Origin of the sequence: Deinococcus wulumuqiensis R12 (assembly GCF_011067105.1) — a bacterium.
Taxonomy (GTDB): Bacteria; Deinococcota; Deinococci; order Deinococcales; family Deinococcaceae; genus Deinococcus; species Deinococcus wulumuqiensis.
In genome coordinates, this window is the sequence record NZ_CP049357.1 from 1,634,138 (window position 1) to 1,652,345 (window position 18,208).

Below are 18,208 nucleotides of genomic sequence, written 5' to 3' on the forward strand. Positions count from 1 at the left end.
TGGCGCAGAAGCTGGGGGCTTTTTCAAATCATTTTTTCGTCATGGTGTAAAAGTAACCTTGTCCTATGCGCCGATTTGCTCTCACCCTCCTCGCCGCTCTCTCTCCTGTAGCGGCGGCCACTTCTTGGGTCAAGCCTACGCCTATGCTGGTCGCTACCGATTATGGCAACTACGGTTTCAAGTTCCTCCCGAAAGCGGTGGGAGGCTCAAGTGCCAAGGAAAGCTGGGGCGAATTGTTTCAACTTCAGGCGGATGGCACGCTCAAGACTCTCTGGAAGCATCCCTTGGTCAATACGCCCGCCCGCGTCCTGATTGGCCCGCGTGGGCACGTCGTGACGCTGGACAACTGGGGTGGCGAGAACGGCACCATGCACGCTGTCGTGATTTACGACCCAACGGGAAAAGTAGTCGCTGACCTGAACTACTCGCAGGTAACGAGCGGCTTTGCCTGTGCCCGTTGCAACGCCGCAGGCGGGCCACTTCTGACTCTGGCCTACACGCCCAAATACACCAGCTACGGCAACGCAGACGAATGGTTCCTGCTGCTGCGCGACGACAAGGGTAGGGGGCCGACCATCAGCCTGCGAACAGGAAAACACAAGACGGACTGGAACGGGAAAAAAACGAATTGAAGGAGATGGAAACCCCCGGCCAGTGCGCTGGGGGCTTTTTCGTTTTACTTCGTCAGCACGAACGGAAACTTTTCTTTTCCCACCAGCCATGCGTAGCGCCCCGGCCTCAGCTTTTTGAGATTGCTGAAGGAGAAAGAAGAGAAAGTCCTTGTTTCTCCTACCTGAAGCAGCCGCACATCAAGGATGTCAGGGCAGAAAAGGTTGACTGGGGGTGTCGCTTCCCCTTTCTCGGTGATTACGTGAACGGGGAGGGTACCGCAGTACAGCGCAAGTCCAGCTGGGCCGTCACCCAAGTTTTTGACTGTGACCCGCAAATCGGGAATAGCGTGGCGCGGGTCGTCGCCGACAAACTTGAGGCTCACCTGACGCGGCTGCACGTCGTAGCTAAACTTTGGCAGGGGCTTCCAAGAGTTATCCACCAGCAAATCCCCCGTTCTCAACTTCGCGGCCAACTCGCGGGTGTAGGCGGCGGGCGCATTCAGCCGCACTTTGCCGAACGCCGTATCTATCCGCAGCGTGGCGTTGGGGCGCTCCTGCTTTACCCGCCGTGCCACATCCAGCAGGCGGCTGACGGGCGTTTTCATGCGGATGACGCCCTGGCCCATATTCCAGCCCGCCAGCCGCTTTTGCCAGTACGGGTCGGCATTCAGCGCCGCCCGCAACGCGGTTTCCTGCTTCGGGTCGGTCAGGGTGGGCAGGACAACTCCTTTCCCCTGCTGCTCCGAAACGGTGAACCCCGAAAACGCGGGCACCTGCTGCGCGATGCGCTCCAGCGCGGGCCAATCGGCGGGGGCGTAGAAGGTCGCGGGGCCGAACGTCTGTGCGGCGGCACTGGAAGCCAGAAACAGGGCAGCGAGGGGCAACAGTCGGCGCATAGGCTCAGGCTAGGGCAGACACATGAAGGGCAACTGACGCGGTGTGGCTGCTAGACGCCCCTGACCATCATTTCCCCGTCACAGTGTCAAAGTACACTTTTCGCATGCGTCGCCTCTCCCTCACCTTCGCACTCCTTACCCTCTCGCCCGCGCTGGCACAGGAAAAAGTCAGCTTTCAGCCTGTGCCGCTGCCCTACGTCACGCTGTCGGCTCCCGGCTACGCGGTGCGGGCAGAGGTGCGGCCTGCCGTGACCTACCCCGAAAGCGGCCCCAACGTCGGCCCCTACTTTCAGTTCTCGCCTTCGCAAGTGCGGGTGGTGCTGGACAGGGCAGGACAGGCCAGATGGAAGTCTCAGTTTCCCGCCGACATGCCGCCCGCTTACGTCACGGTCACGCCCGTGCAGAACTGGCTGACGCTGTACAAGGGGCCAAGCAAAGCGAAGGTGAATGAGCAACTCAGTGGCCTGCGGGACATCATTTCTGGCAAGCGTTCGCCCACCGCCCAGCGCGGGTGGAAGGAGCTTCCCTATCTGCCGCTGACGAACACGGCGCAGGTCGCCGCTGGAGCCATTCGGCGCGTGCAGACGCCTCAGCTTCAGGGCGTGCGGTATCTGGCTATTCGTGGGCAGGAGATGCTGACCGATTACCCGCGCAGCGGCGTGTTCTATACCTTTCAGGGACTGAGTCGGGACGGAAAATACGTCATTTCGGTGCGCTTGCCTTACGCTCCGGCCAGCTTCCCTGTGAAGGCTGGCGAGGCGCTCCTTCCTGAAGCGGGCGGCTTGCAGGCCATACAGCGGATGAGTGCGCGGCTGGACGCCGAAGATGGCAAACTCGCCGCGCTTGACCGCCTCGCGCAGAGCATCCGCATTCGCTGAGGCAGACGTTTTTGGCCCCCGGCAAGTGTGCTGGGGGCTTTCTCCTATCCTCAGTCCATGCCCACCCTCACCCCCTACTAACCCGCGCACCTCGCCGCGCTCTCCACCTTGCAGCTTCCGCCGCAGCAGGAGGGCTTCACGGCCTACCCCGCCGACCTGATTCCAGAGGCGGAAGCCGACCCGGACAGCTTGGGCGTCAGCATTCTGGACGGTGAAGACGTGGTGGGGTATTTCGTCCTTTCCAGAGGGGCGCAGAGCGACAAGTATCTGCCGGAACCCGACCCGGCGGGCGCGGCGATTCGGGCGCTGAGCATAGAAGAACGCTGCCAGGGGCGCGGCGTAGGGACGGCGGCGATGGCGCAGACCGCCGATTTTGCCCGTCGGCATTTCCCGCAGGCGGAATATGTGTTCCTGGTGGTCAACCAGCGTAACGCCCACGCCCGGCGCGTGTACGAGAAGGCGGGCTTTGCCGATTGGTTCGTGCGCGACGGAGGCGAACACGGCCCGCAGTGGGTCATGCGGCGCAGCCTGCCTTAACTTCCACACAAGCTCACCCGGCAAGGCACCCCATGCTCCAGCCACTGCTGTGGAAGTCCTCCTGGACGAAGGAAAATCACCGTTCTGAACTCGGACCAGCCTGTCTAGGCATTCTGGAGGGGCAGAGATGAAGCCGACACTAGGATTCCGCCCAAGCTCAATTTGATGTCAGTCCTTCGGTTCTGACAGAAAATTTTTGGCTGCCGTTGGTCGGTAGACGCTTCTCCCATTCGTTTTTTCCTTTGCCCGGAGGCCCCATGAAGCACACGCGCACCCTGTTCGCCGCCACCCTCGCTCTCACCCTGGCTTCGTGCGGGCAGCAGCTTCAGACGCCTGCCGCCGCAGCGGACCAGCCTGTCGCCAGCCAGCCCAGCAGCGACGGCGAAGTGATTGCCGGAGCCTACCTAGTCGGCTTCAAGCAGAGTGCGCTGAGTGCCCAGAGCCTGACCGAGCAGGCGGCGATGCAGGCGCAGGCCATCGCCGCGGCGGGCGGCGTGATGACCAGCCAGTGGACCGAGATCAGCGCGGCGGCGGTCAAACTCTCGCCCGAGGCGCTGAGCAAGCTGGAGAAAAACCCGCTGGTGGAGTACGTGGAGCCTGATCTGGTGCGCCGCGCCCAGGGCTTCAAGAGCGGCAGCACCGACGCGGGCGCCAGCAAGGGCGGCAACCTGAGCAGCCTCGCCCTGACCACCCCGCCGTACACCGCCAGCGGCGAGTACACCTGGGGCGACAACGCGCTCAGGGTCGAGCAGCTTCGCGCCAGCAACTACACCGGGGCAGGCGTGGCCGTGTGCATCGGTGACACGGGCATCGACGGCAACCACCCCGAGTTCCAGAAGAAAATCAAGGGCTTCAAGAACTTCACGGCGGACCTCAATCGCAACGACCCCTACCAGCTCAACGACGTGTCGCACCACGGCACCCACGTCGCGGGCACGGTGTTCGCCCAGTACGGCGCAGGCACGGGCGCAAGCGGCCTGCAGAGCGGCATGGACGCCAACGGTGTGGGCGGCGTCGCCAGCGGCGTGAACCTGTACATCGCCCGCGTGCTGGGCGACGACGGCTCCGGCAGCTCCAGCGGCATCATCAACGGGGTGAACTGGTGCGCCGCGCAGCTCAAGTCGCAGGGGGGCACCGAGAGCAAGGTCGTCATCAGCCTGTCGCTGGGCGGGGGCCGCGCCAGCAAAACCGAGCAGCGGGCCTACACCAGCGTCTACAACAAAGGCGTGCTGACGGTCGCCGCCACCGGCAACGACGGCGCCGCCGTGTCCTACCCCGCCGCCTACACCAACGTGGTGGGCATCGGCGCCATCGACAGCGCGGAGGCCAAGGCGGACTTCTCCAACTTCGGCAACCAGGTGGACCTCGTCGGCCCCGGCGTGAGCGTGCTGAGCAGCATTCCGCTCGGGCAGGGCACCCAGGCCAGCGCCTCGGGCGGCGGCGTGACCTTCACGCAGGTGCAGGCCGCCGACAACACCGGCAAGGGCAGCTTCAGCGGCACCATCGTCAGGGCGGGAGACGGCACCGGCACGGCGGGCGCGAACGAGTTCTGCGGCACCTCCACCCGCAACGCGGCGCTGAGCGGCAACATCGCCCTGATTGCGCGCGGCACCTGCTCCTTCGAGGAAAAGACCGCCAACGCGGTGGCCAGCGGCGCCAGGGGCGTCATGATCTACAACAACGCGGCGGGCCCCCTGGGCACGAGCCTGACCAACGCCTATAGCGTGCCGGTGGTGGGCATCCTCCAGGCCGATGGGCAAGCGCTGCTGGGCAAGCTGCCGACCACCGGCACCGTCGCGGTCACGGGTGCGGACTACGAATACTTCGACGGCACCAGCATGGCGACCCCGCACGTCAGCGCCGCCGCCGCCGTGGTCTGGGCCGCCAAACCCACGCTGACCAACACCCAACTGCTCAACCTGCTGACCTCCACCGCCAAGGACCTGGGCGCGGCAGGCAAGGACAACAACTTCGGCTCCGGGCTGGTGCAGCCGCTGAAGGCGATCACCGGGCAGTAAGCTCCGCTCCGGCAACCCACATCACCCCCGGCCACCGCTGGGGGTTTTTCGCAGCGCGGACCTTCAGCCCCGGCAGACGAAGGGCTGACGAACTTCAGGAAACGCCCGGCTTCCATCCCAAATGGAACGAGGTGACCTTCAGGGAACGCGACTGGCCGGAGTTCAAGCCTTGAGCGGGCGCTCTCCAGGGCTGGTGGGCGGCAGCCTCGCCCGCATCATCTCCCCGGTTCACCAGAGGCGACCATGACCTCGCCCGCGCCGCGCCCACGCCGCTCGCCTGACCCCCTGCTCATGGCGCTGACCGTCATTCTGCTGCTGTGCATCGGGATGATTGCCTGGGACCAGACCCGCACGTTTCCGGCCTCCGGCGCGACGCCCGGCCAGGGAACAAGCGCACCGACTCCGTCCGGCGGCGGCAACGACGACCCTTACGGCGACCTGATACGGATTCCGCTTAATTCCTGCACAGTCGGGAAAGCGCTGCCTGTGCATCCATATCGCGTAACCCGTATTTTTTCCTACTCGCATCCGCTCGGATTGAATCTGAAACTACCAGATTCAATCGGAATCCGTATGAAGTGACACTGGAACACGTCAGGACGGCCCAGCCATCAGCCGGTCCACGATCAGCGCCCCGCCGAAAATCGCGGGCAACCCGCCGCCGGGATGGACCCCGGTGCCGACCTGCCACAGCCCTGGCCCCAGTCGGTAAGGCTGCGGGTGAAACGGCCCCGAACGCCACAGCGGAGCCGCCGCGCCGTAAATCGCCCCGCCGGGATGCCCGCCTGCCGCGTAGTGGAGGGGACCCAGCGCCGTGACCGCCGCGCCGCGCCCCAGGTCCGGCCCGCCCGTCACGGCCTGCACCCGCCGCAGTTGCGCCTGCACCCAGGGGTGACCCGGCTCCAGGTCGCGTGGCAGCGCCGGAACGGTCAGCAGCACCGCCAGCTTGCGCCCCTCGGCGTGAACGAGGGTCAGGGTGTCGGGCGGCAACTCGCCCGCGTGCAGCGCCCGCCGGAACACGGCGAAATCGGACGGCGGCAGCACGGAAGTGGCGGGCAGACCGCTCTCCTCCGGCAGCGCGAAATACAGCGCCAGCCCGCTCACGGTGCGCCGGGCGAGGGGCGACGGAGCAGGGCGGCCCCGCAACTGGGCCAGCCGCGCCGGGTCCAGGGCACTCACCACGAGGTCATGGCGGACCTGTGACCCATCCGCCAGGGTCAGCCGCAGCCCGTCCAGTTGCAGCCCGTCCAGGAGCAGATCGTCCAGCCGCGTCACCTCGCTTGCCTCACGCAGCACCACCCCCCGCGCCCGGGCGAACGCCAGCAGCGCGTCCAGCACCGCGCCCATGCCCCGCGCCGGGCGGTACACCTCCGCGCCGAGCAAACCGGGCAGCAGCGCGTAGAGCGCCGGGGCGTCCTGGGGCGGCAACCCGGAACCCAGCGCCTGGGTCCGCAGCGCGTGCGCGAGGGCCGGGGAAAACCCGTGGGCGGCCACCCACCCTTCCGCGCTGAGGTGCCCGCGCAGTACCCCCGCAAGCACCCGGCTGGCCCGCAGAAATCCGGGCGAGGTCAGGCAGGGTGGGGTGGTCAGGAGCGCCAGCAGGTGAGGGCGCAGCGGCGCGACCCCGGCGACGTAGCGCTGCCACTCTCCGAACAGGGGATGTCCCGGCGGCACCGGCAGGGGCACCGCGCCGAACGGCGTGTGCTGCGTGCCCAGGCCGCCCGGCAGCGGGCGCAGGTCCAGCGGGTCGGTTTCCCCCAGCCGGGCGAGCAGGGTGCGCCAGACCTCGGGAAAGGTAAACAGGCTGGGGCCAGTGTCGAAGGTCAGCCCGCCCGCTGCCGCCCGGCGCAGTTTGCCCCCGGCGCGGTCGCGCTCGTACACCGTGACCGTGTGCCCGCGCTGCGCGAGCAGACACGCGAGCGACAGCCCCGCCAGGCCGCCGCCCAGGACGCCGACCGACTTCACAGGCCGTCCCACCGGCCCCGCGCCAGCAGAAAGACGAGCTGCACGCCCGCCACGCTGCCCACGATCCAGGGCGTGACGATGCTCAGGGGATAGAGCCGCCCCGCCTGCCCAGGGGTCGGCCAGAGCAGCAGGGCCAGCGCCATGCCGCCGCAGGTCAGCGCCAGGGCCAGCGCGGTCAGGCGCGACACCGGCCACAGCAGCGCCCCGGCGAGCAGAAACCAGGCCAGGGCGTAGGCCGCCGTGCCGCGCGTGCCCAGCGTGGTCGCCACCGTGCGGGTGCCAGCGGCGCGGTCGGCGGGAATGTCCTGCGCGGCGTCGAAGGCGTGCTTGCCCACCGAGTAGCTCATCAGGGCGAGCAGCGGCGCCCAGGGCACAGCCACCCCGAACGCCAGCGCGGGCAGCGCCAGCGGCAAGGCGTAGGCCACGTTGCTCAGCCCGTCCAGAAAGGGGCGGGCCTTGAAGCGCAGCGGCGGCAGGCTGTAGGCGACAAACAACCCGGCAGAGAGCAGCAGCACCCCGGTGGCGGCGGGGGGCAGCACCAGCGCCAGCCCCAGCAAAAAAGGCGCGTTGACCAGCAGCGTGGAGCGCAGCAGCGGCCCCTCCTCCTCGGGCCGGAGCCGGGCGCCCTGCCAGCCTCCCTTGCGGCTGGAGCGGGCGTCTTCCTCACGGTCGGACAGGTCATTGAGGCCATAAATCAGCAGGTTGAAGGGCAAGGTCAGGTACAGCAGCAGCGCCAGCACCCCGGAATCGGGCGTCCAGAGCCGCCCGGTCAGCCACACGCCCGTCACCAGCGTGCCGATGGTGTTGACCCACAGCGCCGGACGCGAAATGACCAGCAGGCGGGAGAGGGGCAGCAGGAGACGGGACGGCGGGGCGGACATGCGGGGGCATTGTAGAGAGGGTGGAGGGTAAAGGGTGGAGGGCTGAGGGAACAGGGCTGAGGGAACAGGGTGGAGCGGCAAAGAGGGGAACGCCCTGGCTCTCCCCCCTCTTCCCTCCCCTCTCTACTCTCTCCCCTCCCCCTTCTCCAGCCACCCGGCCAGCCAGGGCAGCTTCTTCGCCAGCTTCTCGCGGCGTTCGGGGGCCGACCAGTAGCGCCGCGCCCAGCCCCCGATGTTGCGCTGCTTGCTGCGGGCGACGGCCATCGCGCCCTCGGGCACGTCGTCGTGAATGGCGCTGCCGCCCGCGATGAAGGCCGCGTCTCCCACCACACGCGGGGCAATCAGGGTGGTGTTCGAGCCGATGAAGACGCCCGCGCCCACTTTGCTCTGGTGCTTGTTCAGCCCATCGAAGTTGGCGACGATGGTGCCCGCGCCGACGTTCGTTTCCGCGCCGATTTCCACGTCGCCCAGGTAGGCGAGGTGTCCGGCCTTGACGCCCGCGTCGAGCCGCGCGTTCTTGGTTTCCACGAAGTTGCCGATGTGGACCCCCTCGCTCAGCACCGTGCCGGGGCGCAAGCGGGCGAACGGCCCCACGTCGCTGCCCGCGCCCACCTCGGCCTGTTCCAGCACGCTGTGGGCCTTGATGACCGCCCGCTCGTGGATGATGGAGTCGGTCACGACCGAGTAGGCCCCGATCACGGCGCCCTCGGCAATCCGGGTCTGGCCGCGCAGAATCACGCCGGGTTCGATGGTCACGTCGCGCCCGATCTGCACGGTGTCCTCGATCAGGACCGTGCCGGGCAGCGAGAGGCTCACGCCCGCTTTCAGGTGCCCCTCGTGGATGCGGCGCTGCAAGATGGCTTCCAGCTGCGTCAGCCCCACGCGGTCGTTGGCCCCCAGCACCTCGTCGGGGTCGCTCAGCCGGAAGGCGCGGACGTGGGCGCCCCCTGCGCGGTACAGCCCCAGCAGGTCGGTCAGGTAGTACTCGCCCGCCTTGTTGTCGTTGCCGATTTTCTTGGCGAGTTCGGGCGCCCGCTCGTCGAAGACGTACACCCCGGAGTTGAATTCGCCTATGGCCCTTTCTTCCTCGGTGGCGTCTTTCTGCTCCACGATGCGCTCCACCTCGCCGCCCGCGCCGCGCACGATGCGCCCGTAGCCGGTGGCGTCGGGCAGTTCGCCGGTCAGCACGGTCATGGCGCTGCCCTGCTCGCGGTGGCTGGCGACCAGATCGCGCAGGGTTTCAGGGCGCAGCAGCGGCGTGTCGCCGTAGAGCACCAGAATGTCGGCGCCGCCTTCCGTGAGGGCCGAGGCCCCGCTCAGAAAAGCGTCGCCGGTGCCGAGCTGCCGCTCCTGACGGGCAAACGCCACGCCGGGCTGTTGCAGGGCGGCTTCCACCTTCTCCGCTCCGTGCCCGGTCACCACCACGACCGTGCGGGCGCCGAGTTCCTGCGCGGCTTTCACGGCCCACGCGACCATCGGGCGGCCCGCAATGGGGTGCAGCACCTTGGGAAGGGCGGAGTTCATGCGGGTACCTTGCCCGGCGGCAAGAATCAGAACGTCCAGGGGACGGGGTTGTTGGGTCATGGTTGTCACCTTTGGCGCAGTGTAGAGGGTCGGGATGCGAGGGGTGAAGGGGCAAAAGGGACGGGACGCGCAGGCCAGGAAAAAGGGGCCGGAGCGGCACTCGCCCTGGCCCCGGAGCGCTTTCGCGGCTCAGCCCTGCCGGTGGACCGGCGCAACTTCGGCGTCCTGGGGGGTGCGGCGCAGTCGCCACAGCATCCACAGGCTGACCAGAATCAGCGGCACGCTGAAAATCTGGGTGTCGGTCCACAGGCCGATGCCCGGCGCGTCAGGCCCCTGGTTCAGGTAGCTCTTGACCGTCAGCGGATTGAGGCGGAAGGTTTCTTCCCAGCCGGCCCGCAGCACCGAGTACCACAGCCAGAACTGCCAGAAGGCCCAGCCGGGAATCCGCGATTTGAGCCAGAAATACGACGCCACCGCCAGAATGATGCCGATGATGACGCCGTAGAGCGCGGTGTGGTGGACGTTCGCCGTCATCACGATCTGGTTGCCGACCTGCTCGCAGTACTTCGACAGGTCCATGTCGGGGTTGGGGGCGGGGCGGCACATGCCTTCGTGAAAGGCGCGGGCGCTGTCGGGCCAGCGGTAGCCCACCGGCCAGCCGGTCACGCGCCCCACCGTATCGGTGCCGTTCATGATGTTGCCCAGCCGCCCGCCGATGATGCCCAGGGCCACGCCCGGCACGGCGAGGTCGGCGTAGCGGTAGAAGTCGAGGCGGTAGCGCCGGGCGAAATAGATCAGGGTTAGAATGCCGCCGATCAAGCCGCCGTGAATGGAGATGCCGCCGTTGCGCAGGTTGACGATGTCGAGCAGCACCCGGGGAAAGGGCGTGCCCTCGAAGACGTGCCACGAGGTCAGCACGAACACCAGCCGCGCCCCGACGAAGCCCCACAGCAGCATCCAGAGAATCATGCGCTCGAAGAGTTCGGCGTCCAGGCCGCGCTCGCGCGCCAGCTTGAGGCCCAGCCAGTAGCCGGCGGCGATGCCCAGCATCATCAGCACGCCGTACCAGGCAATCGTGAAGTTGCCGATCTGTAAGAAAACGGGGTCCATAGGTCTGCGGGTCAGTGTATGCCCTGAAGCCGCCCCACGAGCCAGGACACGCGGGACATACAGGAGATACGGAAAGCCCCCTGTCCGTAAGAGGAGCAGGGAGCCGGGGGAGGTGCGCCGCTTTCAAGACGTTTGGGCGGGCTGCTCCTGCTCGGCGGGCGGCAGCACCCGGAACACCCGCGAGAGCACCACGCCGAGTTCGTACAGGGCGTAGAGCGGCACCGCCACCAGCGCCATGTTGGCGGGGTCGGGGGTGGGCGTGATCACGGCGGCCAGAACCATGATGCCGACGAGCGCAAAGCGCCAGCCCTGGCGCAGCATGACGTGGTTGACGATGCCCAGCCGGGTCAGGATGACCGCCAGAATCGGCAACTCGAAGGCCACCCCGAACGCCACCAGAAACGTCACGACGGTCCCGATGTACTCCTGAAGGTCCTGCATCTGGGTGACGGTCCCGGCCAGAAACTCGATCAGGAACGGCACCATCGTGGGCAGCACCAGTTTGTACCCGAACACCACGCCGCCCGCGAAGGCGAAACCGGCGCCCAGGATAAACGGCACGCCCCAGCGCCGCTCGTGCGGGTACAGTCCCGGCGCGATAAAGGCCCAGATCTGCCACACGATCAGCGGCAGCGCGAGCGCCAGCCCCGCCCAGAACGCGAGGTTGAAACTCAGCAGCAGTTGCGAGGCGAGCCGGGTGGTGACGAGCTGCACCTTGCCGGAGGTGTAAAGCTCCGAGTAGGTCAGCGGCACCTTGACGAGCTCGATCAGCTGCGTGCGGTAGGTAAAGGCGATCACCATCCCGATCACCAGAAAGACGACGCTGAAAATCAGGCGCCGCCGCAGCTCCTCCAGATGGTCGAACAGCGGCGCGCTCGCCAGTTCCGGCGGGGGCGGCGAGGCAGGCGGCGGGCGGGTCATGGCAGGCGTCCTTTCATCTCGTCTCTTGCGGCGACCACTCGCGGGCGGCCCTCAGCGGCGTTCGCCGGGCACCTGCACGGCGGACTCGTTCACCACTGGCGCGCCCGTCACCGGGTCGAGCTGGCGCGAGGCCACGTCCACCACCGGCTGAGCAGACACGGTGGTCTGGGTGGTCTGTCCGGGCGCGGGGGCGGCGGGGTCCCGGACCTCGTTCTTGAATTCGCGAATGCCCTGACCCATTCCCTTCATCAGCTCGGGAAGTTTCTTGGCACCGAACAGCAGGGCGATGACGACCAGAATCAGAATAATTTCAAGCGGTCCAAACGGCATGGGATTCCTCCGGGAAAGGGTGGCACAAAGAGAGAAAGGGGAAACGGGGGGTGGCCGAGCGGCGATTTTTCCGGAAAGGGTCCGCTGCGGCCCGACCTTCACAGGCCCCCACACTAGACCCTTGTCATTCCCCAAATTGAGGCAGTCTATGTAGGTGACGACCTTTCACCCGCTACAGGCAGAGCAATGGGCACTGAAGCACTTTGGTGCTGTGGATCTTGGAGATCGGCGTAGAAATCAACGAGCAGTACGCATTGCGCAGGGGATGGCTTCCCGATCCGGGAAGTCCATCCCCAAGCTTTTTGACCGTAGAGCAGATGTCAAAGCGGCGTATACCTTCATGTCACGCAAGGAGGCAACCCCTGAGCGCCTTCAAACACCTCACCGCAACCATGTACGCGCAGCACTGGGGCAGGCAGGAACCTTCTTGCTGCTTGAAGACAGCAGCGAATTCATCTGGTCACGACATCAGGAGACTCCCGGCCTTGGGCGGACCGGGGATCTCAGATCCCCGGTTCGGCAGGGGTTTACCCTCCACACGACACTTGCTGTGAAATGGCAAAAACCCCATCAGCAAAGTGGGCAACGGCTTCCCGTTCAGGTTCTGGGCATACTCGATCAGGAGTATTACCTCCGGCAACCCGCACCCACAGCGTCAGAGAGCGACGCTGAGCGACGCCAGCGGGAAAACAAGGAAAGTGCGTTGTGGACAAGAGCAACTGAACGCATCGGAAAAGGGCCGGACGACCAAGACGTTCGATGGGTCAGAGTCTGTGACAGAGGGGCAGATATTGAGGTCTTTATGCGTGGCGTCATCGCTCAAGGACAGGGTTTCGTTGTCAGGGCAGCCCAAAACCGGCGGCTTCTTGATCCGAATGCCCGCACACGGGAGTGCATTGGGCATGTCTTTGAGGCAGCCAGGGCTGCCTCGCCGCTTGGAAGTTACACCATAGACCTTCGAGGGAGAAAAGGTCAGAAAGCACGTGCTGCACACGTTGAAGTGAGTGTTGTTCGTGCGTACCTTTGGCCGACACCAATGGCGGGTGGTCAAGGTAAACCTCGTCAGGAAGGGATACGGGTCAGCATTGTTCGTGTGGCAGAAAAGCCTTCGGATGACGTGAAAGAACCGTTGGAATGGATGCTGCTCACGGATGCCGACATTGAGACCTTTGAGGAAGCGCACGAAGTGGCGCTTCAGTACCAGGCCCGTTGGCTGGTGGAAGAGTTTCATAAAGGGTTGAAGACGGGCCTGGGAGCAGAGCGGCTCCAGTTGGAAGCGGGTCAGCGTCTCAAAGCCATGATTTCGATGATGAGTGTGGTGGCCACAAGGTTACTCGCGCTACGCGAGGATTCACGAGAACGCCCAAATGATCCAGCTCAGAGCGCTGGGTTGAGTGCCGTCGAACTTCAGGTGCTGAGCAAGGTTTTGAAACGGCAACTGAAGACTGTGCAGGACGTCATTTTGGCATTGGGAAGGTTGGGAGGACATATGAACCGAAAAAGCGATGGCCTGCCAGGGTGGCAGGCCTTGTGGGAGGGAATGAATATGCTTCAGGTCTATGTCGAGGGGTATAAGTTAGCTCGCACCTAATTTGGGGAATGACAAGCACTAGACCTCGCCAGCGAGACCGAGGTTAGAACGCGGAGGTGTTCCGGCACCAGGGGCAGCCTTCCCGCACAACCGGCTCTGAACCCCTCAGTCTGCACGGCCCTGTCAGCCCGGTTTCAGCTCCGCGGCGCGTGGCAGAACCGTGAGGGCGGTGCGGTAAGCTGGCGGGCAGAAGCATGAGCGCGGACCACTCCTCCCACGCCCCCCACGCGGGGCCTTTTTCCACCGATTCCGGCCCCCGGCCAGGGGCCAGCCCGCCCCCGCCCAGCGACGAGCAGGTGCTGCGCGACATGGCCGCCGGGCACGAGGGGGCGCTGCTCGAACTCCACCGCCGCTACGCCCGCGCCCTGTACGGCCTGGGCGAGCGCATCCTGGCGTCGCCGGACGCGGTTCAGCAGGGAGTCGAGGACGCGCTGATGATCGCCTGGCACCACGCCGCGCACTACGAACCGGCCCGCGCCAGCGTGCACGGCTGGCTCATCAGCATCGCCCACCACCGCTTTTTGCAACTGCGGCGCGGCCTGGGCGGCACCATGCGCCTGCACGACCAGTTCGGGCGGCTGGACACCCCCGGCGACCCGGACCTGCACCTGCTGGCCCTGGCCTACTACTGCGGCGAGCCGCCCGCCCGCCTGTCCGAAATCAGCGGCCTGCCCCAGCCCGCCGTCGAGGAAGCATTGCTCTCGGCCATGCAGCGCCTTCCGGGGCTGGCGCAGGAAGCCCTGCAGACAGCCCTGGCCCATGCCGTCGCCGGGCCTGCCGACACGGATCCTATGACACCGGACCCGGCTGCGCCTGCGGCCCCAGAAGCCGATTTCTTTCCCTCCCTCACCAGCCTCGCCGCCACCGCGCCTGTGACGCGGGTGGAACCCTGGGAGCCGCCGCGCCGCCGGAGCGAACCTGAGCCAGCCGAAGAAGCCGAGAGAACCGAGGAGGCCGGGGCGAGTGAGGCGGCGACTTCAGTCGTCGTGGCCCCAGTCAGGATCGCTCCAGCAGAAGTCAATCCGGCAGAGGTGACTGTGGCAGAGGCGGGGGTGGCAGAGATGAACACGGAGCCGGAAAGCCACCCCTTCCCCGCCCAGGCCGCGCCGTCCGAGAGGATGCCGGTTGAGGACGCCGACGGCACCCTGCCCGACAACATCCCGTCCGACAGCACTCCGTCTGACAGCACCCCGTCGGATGGGGCCGACCCACTCGACCCCCGCAACGCCGCGCCGGAGGTCCGGGCGTGAGCGCGTCGCGGCAGGAACTGCTGGCGCTGGCGCTGGGGCAACTGGGGAGCGCCGACCAGCAGCGGGTGCAGCAGGCGCTCGACCACGACCCCGCGCTCCGGGCGGCGCTGCGCCGCGACCTCGACGCGCTGGCCTCCCTGCTGGCCGACCTCGACCCCTATGCCCAGAGCATTCCGGAGGGGGCCGACCTGCGGCTGCTCGAGCGGGTGCGGGCCGAAACCGCCGCGCAAAGCCGCCCGCCGCTTCCCGCTGGCCGCCACGACGCGCAGGCAGGGCAGGCCCCGGCGTCCGAAGCGGCCCACGCTGCCCCGGCCCCATCCCGTGCCCCCCGGCGTCCCGACCCCTCGTGGGCGCTCCCGGCCCTGCTGGCCCTGGCGGCGGCGCTGGCCCTCGGCTTTTTCCTGCGTCCGGCGGGCGACGCGGCCTCGCGGTATGCGGCGGCGCCGGGAGCACAGCTCGAAGCCGTGCAGGACTCGGGCGGCGCCGTGGCCCGGCTGGTGCGGCTCGGCGACGGGCGGGTGTATGTCCACATGGACCGGCCCCTGGAATCCGGGCGCGTCTACCAGTTGTGGCGCCTGCTGCCCGGCCCCGGCAACGCCCCCCTTCCCCGCTCGCTGGGGGTGTTCGAAAGTGGCCTGATCACCCGCGCCATGCCCCGGCAAGCGGTTCTGGCCGTCAGCGTGGAGCCTCCCGGCGGCAGCGAGCAGCCCAGCACGCCCCTGCTGTTCAAATTCCGGCTGCGCTGAGGCCCCGGAGTGTCGGCTGGCCTGCGGCGCCCCGGCCCGTTCCGGCCCTAGCCTGAGCCGTATGGCGCCCCTTTCTTCCCCTTCCTGCGACGTGCTGGTCATCGGCGGCGGACCGGGCGGCACTGCCCTGAGCGCCGAACTCGCCGCGCGGGGGCTATCCGTGCGGCAAGTCGCGCCCCATCCGCCCCGGCCCTTTCCCGCCACCTACGGGGCCTGGCTGGGCGAGCTGCCCGCCTGGGCGCAGGGCTGCGCCGAACAGGTCTGGACCGACGTGCGGGTGTACACCGGCTCCCCCGTGACACCGCTCGGACAGCCCTACGCCCTGCTGGACAATGCCGCGCTGCTGCGGACCCTGCGCGGGCGGGCGGACTGGACCTGGACCCAGGGCCGGGCCATGCACGCCGAGCGGCGCGGCACGGGCTGGACCGTAGGGGGCGAGAGCGGCGCGGTCTGGCACGCCCGGCTGATCGTGGACGCCAGCGGGCACGGGGCGCTCGTCTCCTCCGTCCGCTTTCCCGGTGGTCCGGCACTTCAGACGGCCTATGGGGTGGTGGCCCGCTTTCGCCGCCCGCCCGTCACGCCCGGCAGCATGGTGTGGATGGACTACCGCACGCCCGCGCCGGAGCTGCGCCGGGGCGAAGCGACCTTCCTGTACGCCATGCACCTCGGCGCAGACCGCTACTTCGTGGAAGAAACGAGCCTGATTGCCCGGCCCGCGCCCACCCGTGACGAGTTGCGCCGCCGCCTGCTGGCCCGGCTGGACGCCCAGGGCACGCCGCCACGCGGCATCGAGAGCGAGGAGTGGGTGGCCTTTCCCATGAACGCGCAGGCCCCCGCGCCCGGCCCCGTGCTCGCCTACGGCGCGGCGGCGGGCCGGGTCCACCCCGTCAGCGGGTTTCAGGTGGCCGGGGCGCTGGCCGACGCGCCGGGCGTGGCCGACGCCGTGACCGCCGCCCTTCGCCGGAGCGAGGACAGCCTCGGCGACGACGCGGCAGCGGCAGGCTGGGCCGCCCTGTGGCCCCCCGAGCGCCGCGCCGCCCGCGAGGTGCATCTGCTGGGTGTGGGGGCGCTGCTGGGCCTGGACCGCAGCACGCTGCCGCACTTCTTCAGGACATTTTTTGACCTGCCCCCCCGCGAGTGGACCGCCTTCTTGCACCCGGGCACCGACGCGGGCAGCCTGGCACGCACCATGCTGCGGGTGTTCGCACAGACCGGGGGCCGGGTTCGGCTGCCGCTGGCCCGCGCCGCCCTCGCGCACCCTGCCGTGAGCAGCCGGGCGCTGGCCGCCGCCGCGGGGCTGAAGGTTTGATGCACGCCGCTCCCACCCAGCGATTTTGGACCCGGTTCACACTGAGAGCATGACCAAAGCAGACGAGAACATCGGCAACACCGACCAGAACGAAGTGATCGAGGAAGGCATGCAGGGCGCCACCGGCAACGTGGACGCCAACGGCATGGACCGCGACATGAGCGACAAGCAGAAGGCCGACAAGCTCAGCGAGCTTCAGGACAACCTCGGCGGCAACGAGCGCCAGCAGTAACCGCAGCATGGACCGCGCCTCGGCCTAGCGCCGGGGCGGTTTTTTGATGTACCCGTCCGCAAAAAGCCCCCTTCCACGCAGGAAGAGGGCCAGGAACGAAGATGAATTCTGTCCCGATTTATACGGATTCCGATTGAATCCAGCAGATTTCTGGATTCAATCCGACTGAAAGGAGTAGGAAAAGATACGGATTTCGCGATATGGATGCACAGGCGGTGTAGTTCCGACTGTGCAGGAATTTAGCGGAATCCGTATTACGCCCCTTCGCCGGGCATCTCGGGCTTCTTCTCGCCGCGCGAGGCGTCCTTCTTCTTCACAGGCTTCAGCTCTACGCGCTTGCCGGTGCGGGCGCTTTCGTAGATGGCGTCCATGACCACGTGGTCGGCCACGCCTTCCTCGCCGGGGGTCCAGGGCGTCTTGCCCTCACGGATGCACTGCGCGAAGTGGTCGAACTCGTTGCCGAACTGGTCGTAGGCGGGAAAGCTGGGCTGGAACTTGCCTTCGCTGTCCTCGATGGTCAGTTTGAGGCCCTGGTAGTCGAAGGCCGGGTCCATCAGCACGCTGCCCTTTTCGCCCAGCACGCGCAGGGTGGAGGTGCTCTGGGCGGCGTAACTGGTCAGGCAGTGGGCGACCACACCGCCCGAAAAGCCCATCGTCCAGCTCACGCGCTCCTCGACTTCCCCAAAGCGCTCGTCGCCCTCGGGCTGGTGCAGGTCGGCAAAGACCCACTGCGGCTCCTCGCCCAGCACGAAGCGGATGATATTCAGCGAGTACAGGCCGATGTCGGGCAGGGGGCCGCCGCCCGCCAGCGCCATCTTCAGACGCCACGCCTCGGGGTCGTCCTCGACATGGGCGTGGATGGAGTCGATCACGCGGATGGTGCCGAGTTTGCCGCTCTGCACGGCGTCACGGGCGGCCCAGTGTTCGGGGGTGTACTGGCAGCGGTAGGCGGTCATCAGCAGCACGTCCGCTTCCCGGCAGGCGTCCACCATCGCCTGCGCGTCCTCGGCATTCAAGCTCAGGGGCTTTTCGCACAGCACATGCTTGCCTATCTTCGCGGCGCGCTCCACGTACTCGCGGTGCATGGAGTTGGGCAGCACGATGTAGACGGCTTCCACGTCGTCACGCTCGGCCAGTTTCTCGAACTCGTCGTAGGTGTACACGTCGTTCTCGGTGAGGTCGAAGGCGCGGGCGAACGCTTCGCCCTTGTCCTCCTCGCTCGTGACCAACGCGGCAACATAAGCATGTTCGCTGGTGCGGGCCGCCGGAATCAGCTCTTCGGCGCTGAGCTTGCCGAGGCCGACGATGGCGTAGCCGACGCGCTTGACTTCGGATTCGGGTTTGGGAATCTCCGGTTTGAGGGGCATGGCCCCACGGTAAGGAAAAGCGGTGCGGCGGGGGTTGGAAGC

18 protein-coding genes are annotated in these 18,208 nt (G+C 67.2%); 10 read left to right on the plus strand and 8 right to left on the minus strand.

Annotated features, from left to right (window positions below; all coding sequences use genetic code 11):
• The first annotated feature begins 65 nt into the window (after positions 1-65).
• Positions 66-632 (plus strand): hypothetical protein, encoded by a 567-nt coding sequence (locus tag G6R31_RS07990; protein WP_152423687.1) that lies wholly within the window; start codon positions 66-68, stop codon positions 630-632.
• Positions 633-676: 44 nt separating this feature from the next.
• Here G6R31_RS07990 and G6R31_RS07995 read toward each other — a convergent pair whose 3' ends face one another.
• Positions 677-1,507, minus strand: a complete 831-nt coding sequence (locus tag G6R31_RS07995) for a hypothetical protein (protein WP_017870993.1) — start codon at positions 1,505-1,507, stop codon at positions 677-679.
• Between the two features lie 104 nt (positions 1,508-1,611).
• Between G6R31_RS07995 and G6R31_RS08000 the strand changes: the two genes are divergently transcribed.
• The 4 genes from G6R31_RS08000 (at position 1,612) to G6R31_RS08015 (ending at position 5,522) form a co-directional block, all read left to right on the plus strand.
• On the plus strand, positions 1,612-2,385 hold the full coding sequence (locus G6R31_RS08000) for a hypothetical protein (protein ID WP_152423689.1): 774 nt from the start codon (positions 1,612-1,614) through the stop codon (positions 2,383-2,385).
• 108 nt (positions 2,386-2,493) lie between these two features.
• Complete coding sequence (locus tag G6R31_RS08005; RefSeq protein WP_017870995.1) at positions 2,494-2,922, plus strand: GNAT family N-acetyltransferase; 429 nt, start codon at positions 2,494-2,496, stop codon at positions 2,920-2,922.
• A 257-nt stretch (positions 2,923-3,179) separates the two neighbouring features.
• Positions 3,180-4,940 (plus strand): S8 family serine peptidase, encoded by a 1,761-nt coding sequence (locus G6R31_RS08010; protein ID WP_017870996.1) that lies wholly within the window; start codon positions 3,180-3,182, stop codon positions 4,938-4,940.
• A gap of 243 nt (positions 4,941-5,183) precedes the next feature.
• Positions 5,184-5,522, plus strand: coding sequence for a hypothetical protein (locus G6R31_RS08015; protein ID WP_164993941.1), 339 nt, complete (start codon positions 5,184-5,186; stop codon positions 5,520-5,522).
• 12 nt (positions 5,523-5,534) lie between these two features.
• Here G6R31_RS08015 and G6R31_RS08020 read toward each other — a convergent pair whose 3' ends face one another.
• The 6 genes from G6R31_RS08020 to G6R31_RS08045 form a co-directional block, all read right to left on the minus strand.
• Positions 5,535-6,905: a phytoene desaturase family protein gene (locus G6R31_RS08020; RefSeq protein WP_017870997.1), complete on the minus strand. Its 1,371-nt coding sequence runs from the start codon at positions 6,903-6,905 to the stop codon at positions 5,535-5,537.
• A complete protein-coding gene (locus G6R31_RS08025) occupies positions 6,902-7,786 on the minus strand; it encodes a UbiA family prenyltransferase (protein WP_017870998.1) in 885 nt (294 codons plus the stop codon). Before G6R31_RS08025 ends, G6R31_RS08020 begins: the two co-directional genes overlap by 4 nt.
• Before the next feature lie 123 nt (positions 7,787-7,909).
• Positions 7,910-9,370 carry a bifunctional UDP-N-acetylglucosamine diphosphorylase/glucosamine-1-phosphate N-acetyltransferase GlmU gene (glmU, locus tag G6R31_RS08030; RefSeq protein ID WP_017870999.1) on the minus strand — a complete coding sequence of 487 codons (1,461 nt, stop codon included), beginning with the start codon at positions 9,368-9,370 and terminating at the stop codon, positions 7,910-7,912.
• 129 nt (positions 9,371-9,499) lie between these two features.
• Positions 9,500-10,420, minus strand: a complete 921-nt coding sequence (locus G6R31_RS08035) for a prolipoprotein diacylglyceryl transferase (RefSeq protein WP_017871000.1) — start codon at positions 10,418-10,420, stop codon at positions 9,500-9,502.
• 123 nt (positions 10,421-10,543) lie between these two features.
• The gene (gene tatC / locus G6R31_RS08040; protein WP_017871001.1) at positions 10,544-11,341 is read right to left on the minus strand and encodes a twin-arginine translocase subunit TatC; all 798 of its coding nucleotides are present in this window, start codon (positions 11,339-11,341) and stop codon (positions 10,544-10,546) included.
• A 51-nt stretch (positions 11,342-11,392) separates the two neighbouring features.
• On the minus strand, positions 11,393-11,671 hold the full coding sequence (locus G6R31_RS08045; RefSeq protein ID WP_017871002.1) for a twin-arginine translocase TatA/TatE family subunit: 279 nt from the start codon (positions 11,669-11,671) through the stop codon (positions 11,393-11,395).
• Between the two features lie 154 nt (positions 11,672-11,825).
• Here G6R31_RS08045 and G6R31_RS08050 point away from each other — a divergent pair, with 154 nt between their 5' ends.
• From G6R31_RS08050 to G6R31_RS08070, 5 genes are all read left to right on the plus strand, one after another.
• On the plus strand, positions 11,826-13,262 hold the full coding sequence (locus G6R31_RS08050) for an IS4 family transposase (RefSeq protein ID WP_081608361.1): 1,437 nt from the start codon (positions 11,826-11,828) through the stop codon (positions 13,260-13,262).
• A 194-nt stretch (positions 13,263-13,456) separates the two neighbouring features.
• The gene (locus G6R31_RS08055; protein WP_017870549.1) at positions 13,457-14,512 is read left to right on the plus strand and encodes an RNA polymerase sigma factor; all 1,056 of its coding nucleotides are present in this window, start codon (positions 13,457-13,459) and stop codon (positions 14,510-14,512) included.
• Positions 14,509-15,258 carry an anti-sigma factor gene (locus G6R31_RS08060; protein WP_017870548.1) on the plus strand — a complete coding sequence of 250 codons (750 nt, stop codon included), beginning with the start codon at positions 14,509-14,511 and terminating at the stop codon, positions 15,256-15,258. Before G6R31_RS08055 ends, G6R31_RS08060 begins: the two co-directional genes overlap by 4 nt.
• Positions 15,259-15,319: 61 nt before the next feature.
• A complete protein-coding gene (locus G6R31_RS08065; RefSeq protein WP_017870547.1) occupies positions 15,320-16,567 on the plus strand; it encodes a lycopene cyclase family protein in 1,248 nt (415 codons plus the stop codon).
• 49 nt (positions 16,568-16,616) lie between these two features.
• A complete protein-coding gene (locus tag G6R31_RS08070) occupies positions 16,617-16,799 on the plus strand; it encodes a hypothetical protein (RefSeq protein WP_017870546.1) in 183 nt (60 codons plus the stop codon).
• Between the two features lie 254 nt (positions 16,800-17,053).
• Here G6R31_RS08070 and G6R31_RS08075 read toward each other — a convergent pair whose 3' ends face one another.
• Positions 17,054-18,166 carry a Gfo/Idh/MocA family protein gene (locus tag G6R31_RS08075; protein ID WP_017870545.1) on the minus strand — a complete coding sequence of 371 codons (1,113 nt, stop codon included), beginning with the start codon at positions 18,164-18,166 and terminating at the stop codon, positions 17,054-17,056.
• Between the last annotated feature and the right edge of the window lie 42 nt (positions 18,167-18,208).

Bases quoted from the DNA above. Each gene is read 5' to 3' on its own strand.
- G6R31_RS08055 (WP_017870549.1), top strand. From the start codon at position 13,457: ATGAGCGCGGACCACTCCTCCCACGCCCCCCACGCGGGGCCTTTTTCC.
- G6R31_RS08035 (WP_017871000.1), bottom strand. From the start codon at position 10,420: ATGGACCCCGTTTTCTTACAGATCGGCAACTTCACGATTGCCTGGTAC.
- G6R31_RS07995 (WP_017870993.1), bottom strand. From the start codon at position 1,507: ATGCGCCGACTGTTGCCCCTCGCTGCCCTGTTTCTGGCTTCCAGTGCC.
- glmU (WP_017870999.1), bottom strand. From the start codon at position 9,370: ATGACCCAACAACCCCGTCCCCTGGACGTTCTGATTCTTGCCGCCGGG.
- G6R31_RS08010 (WP_017870996.1), top strand. From the start codon at position 3,180: ATGAAGCACACGCGCACCCTGTTCGCCGCCACCCTCGCTCTCACCCTG.
- G6R31_RS07990 (WP_152423687.1), top strand. From the start codon at position 66: ATGCGCCGATTTGCTCTCACCCTCCTCGCCGCTCTCTCTCCTGTAGCG.
- tatC (WP_017871001.1), bottom strand. From the start codon at position 11,341: ATGACCCGCCCGCCGCCTGCCTCGCCGCCCCCGCCGGAACTGGCGAGC.
- G6R31_RS08070 (WP_017870546.1), top strand. From the start codon at position 16,617: ATGACCAAAGCAGACGAGAACATCGGCAACACCGACCAGAACGAAGTG.
- G6R31_RS08015 (WP_164993941.1), top strand. From the start codon at position 5,184: ATGACCTCGCCCGCGCCGCGCCCACGCCGCTCGCCTGACCCCCTGCTC.
- G6R31_RS08000 (WP_152423689.1), top strand. From the start codon at position 1,612: ATGCGTCGCCTCTCCCTCACCTTCGCACTCCTTACCCTCTCGCCCGCG.
- G6R31_RS08045 (WP_017871002.1), bottom strand. From the start codon at position 11,671: ATGCCGTTTGGACCGCTTGAAATTATTCTGATTCTGGTCGTCATCGCC.
- G6R31_RS08075 (WP_017870545.1), bottom strand. From the start codon at position 18,166: ATGCCCCTCAAACCGGAGATTCCCAAACCCGAATCCGAAGTCAAGCGC.
- G6R31_RS08025 (WP_017870998.1), bottom strand. From the start codon at position 7,786: ATGTCCGCCCCGCCGTCCCGTCTCCTGCTGCCCCTCTCCCGCCTGCTG.
- G6R31_RS08065 (WP_017870547.1), top strand. From the start codon at position 15,320: ATGGCGCCCCTTTCTTCCCCTTCCTGCGACGTGCTGGTCATCGGCGGC.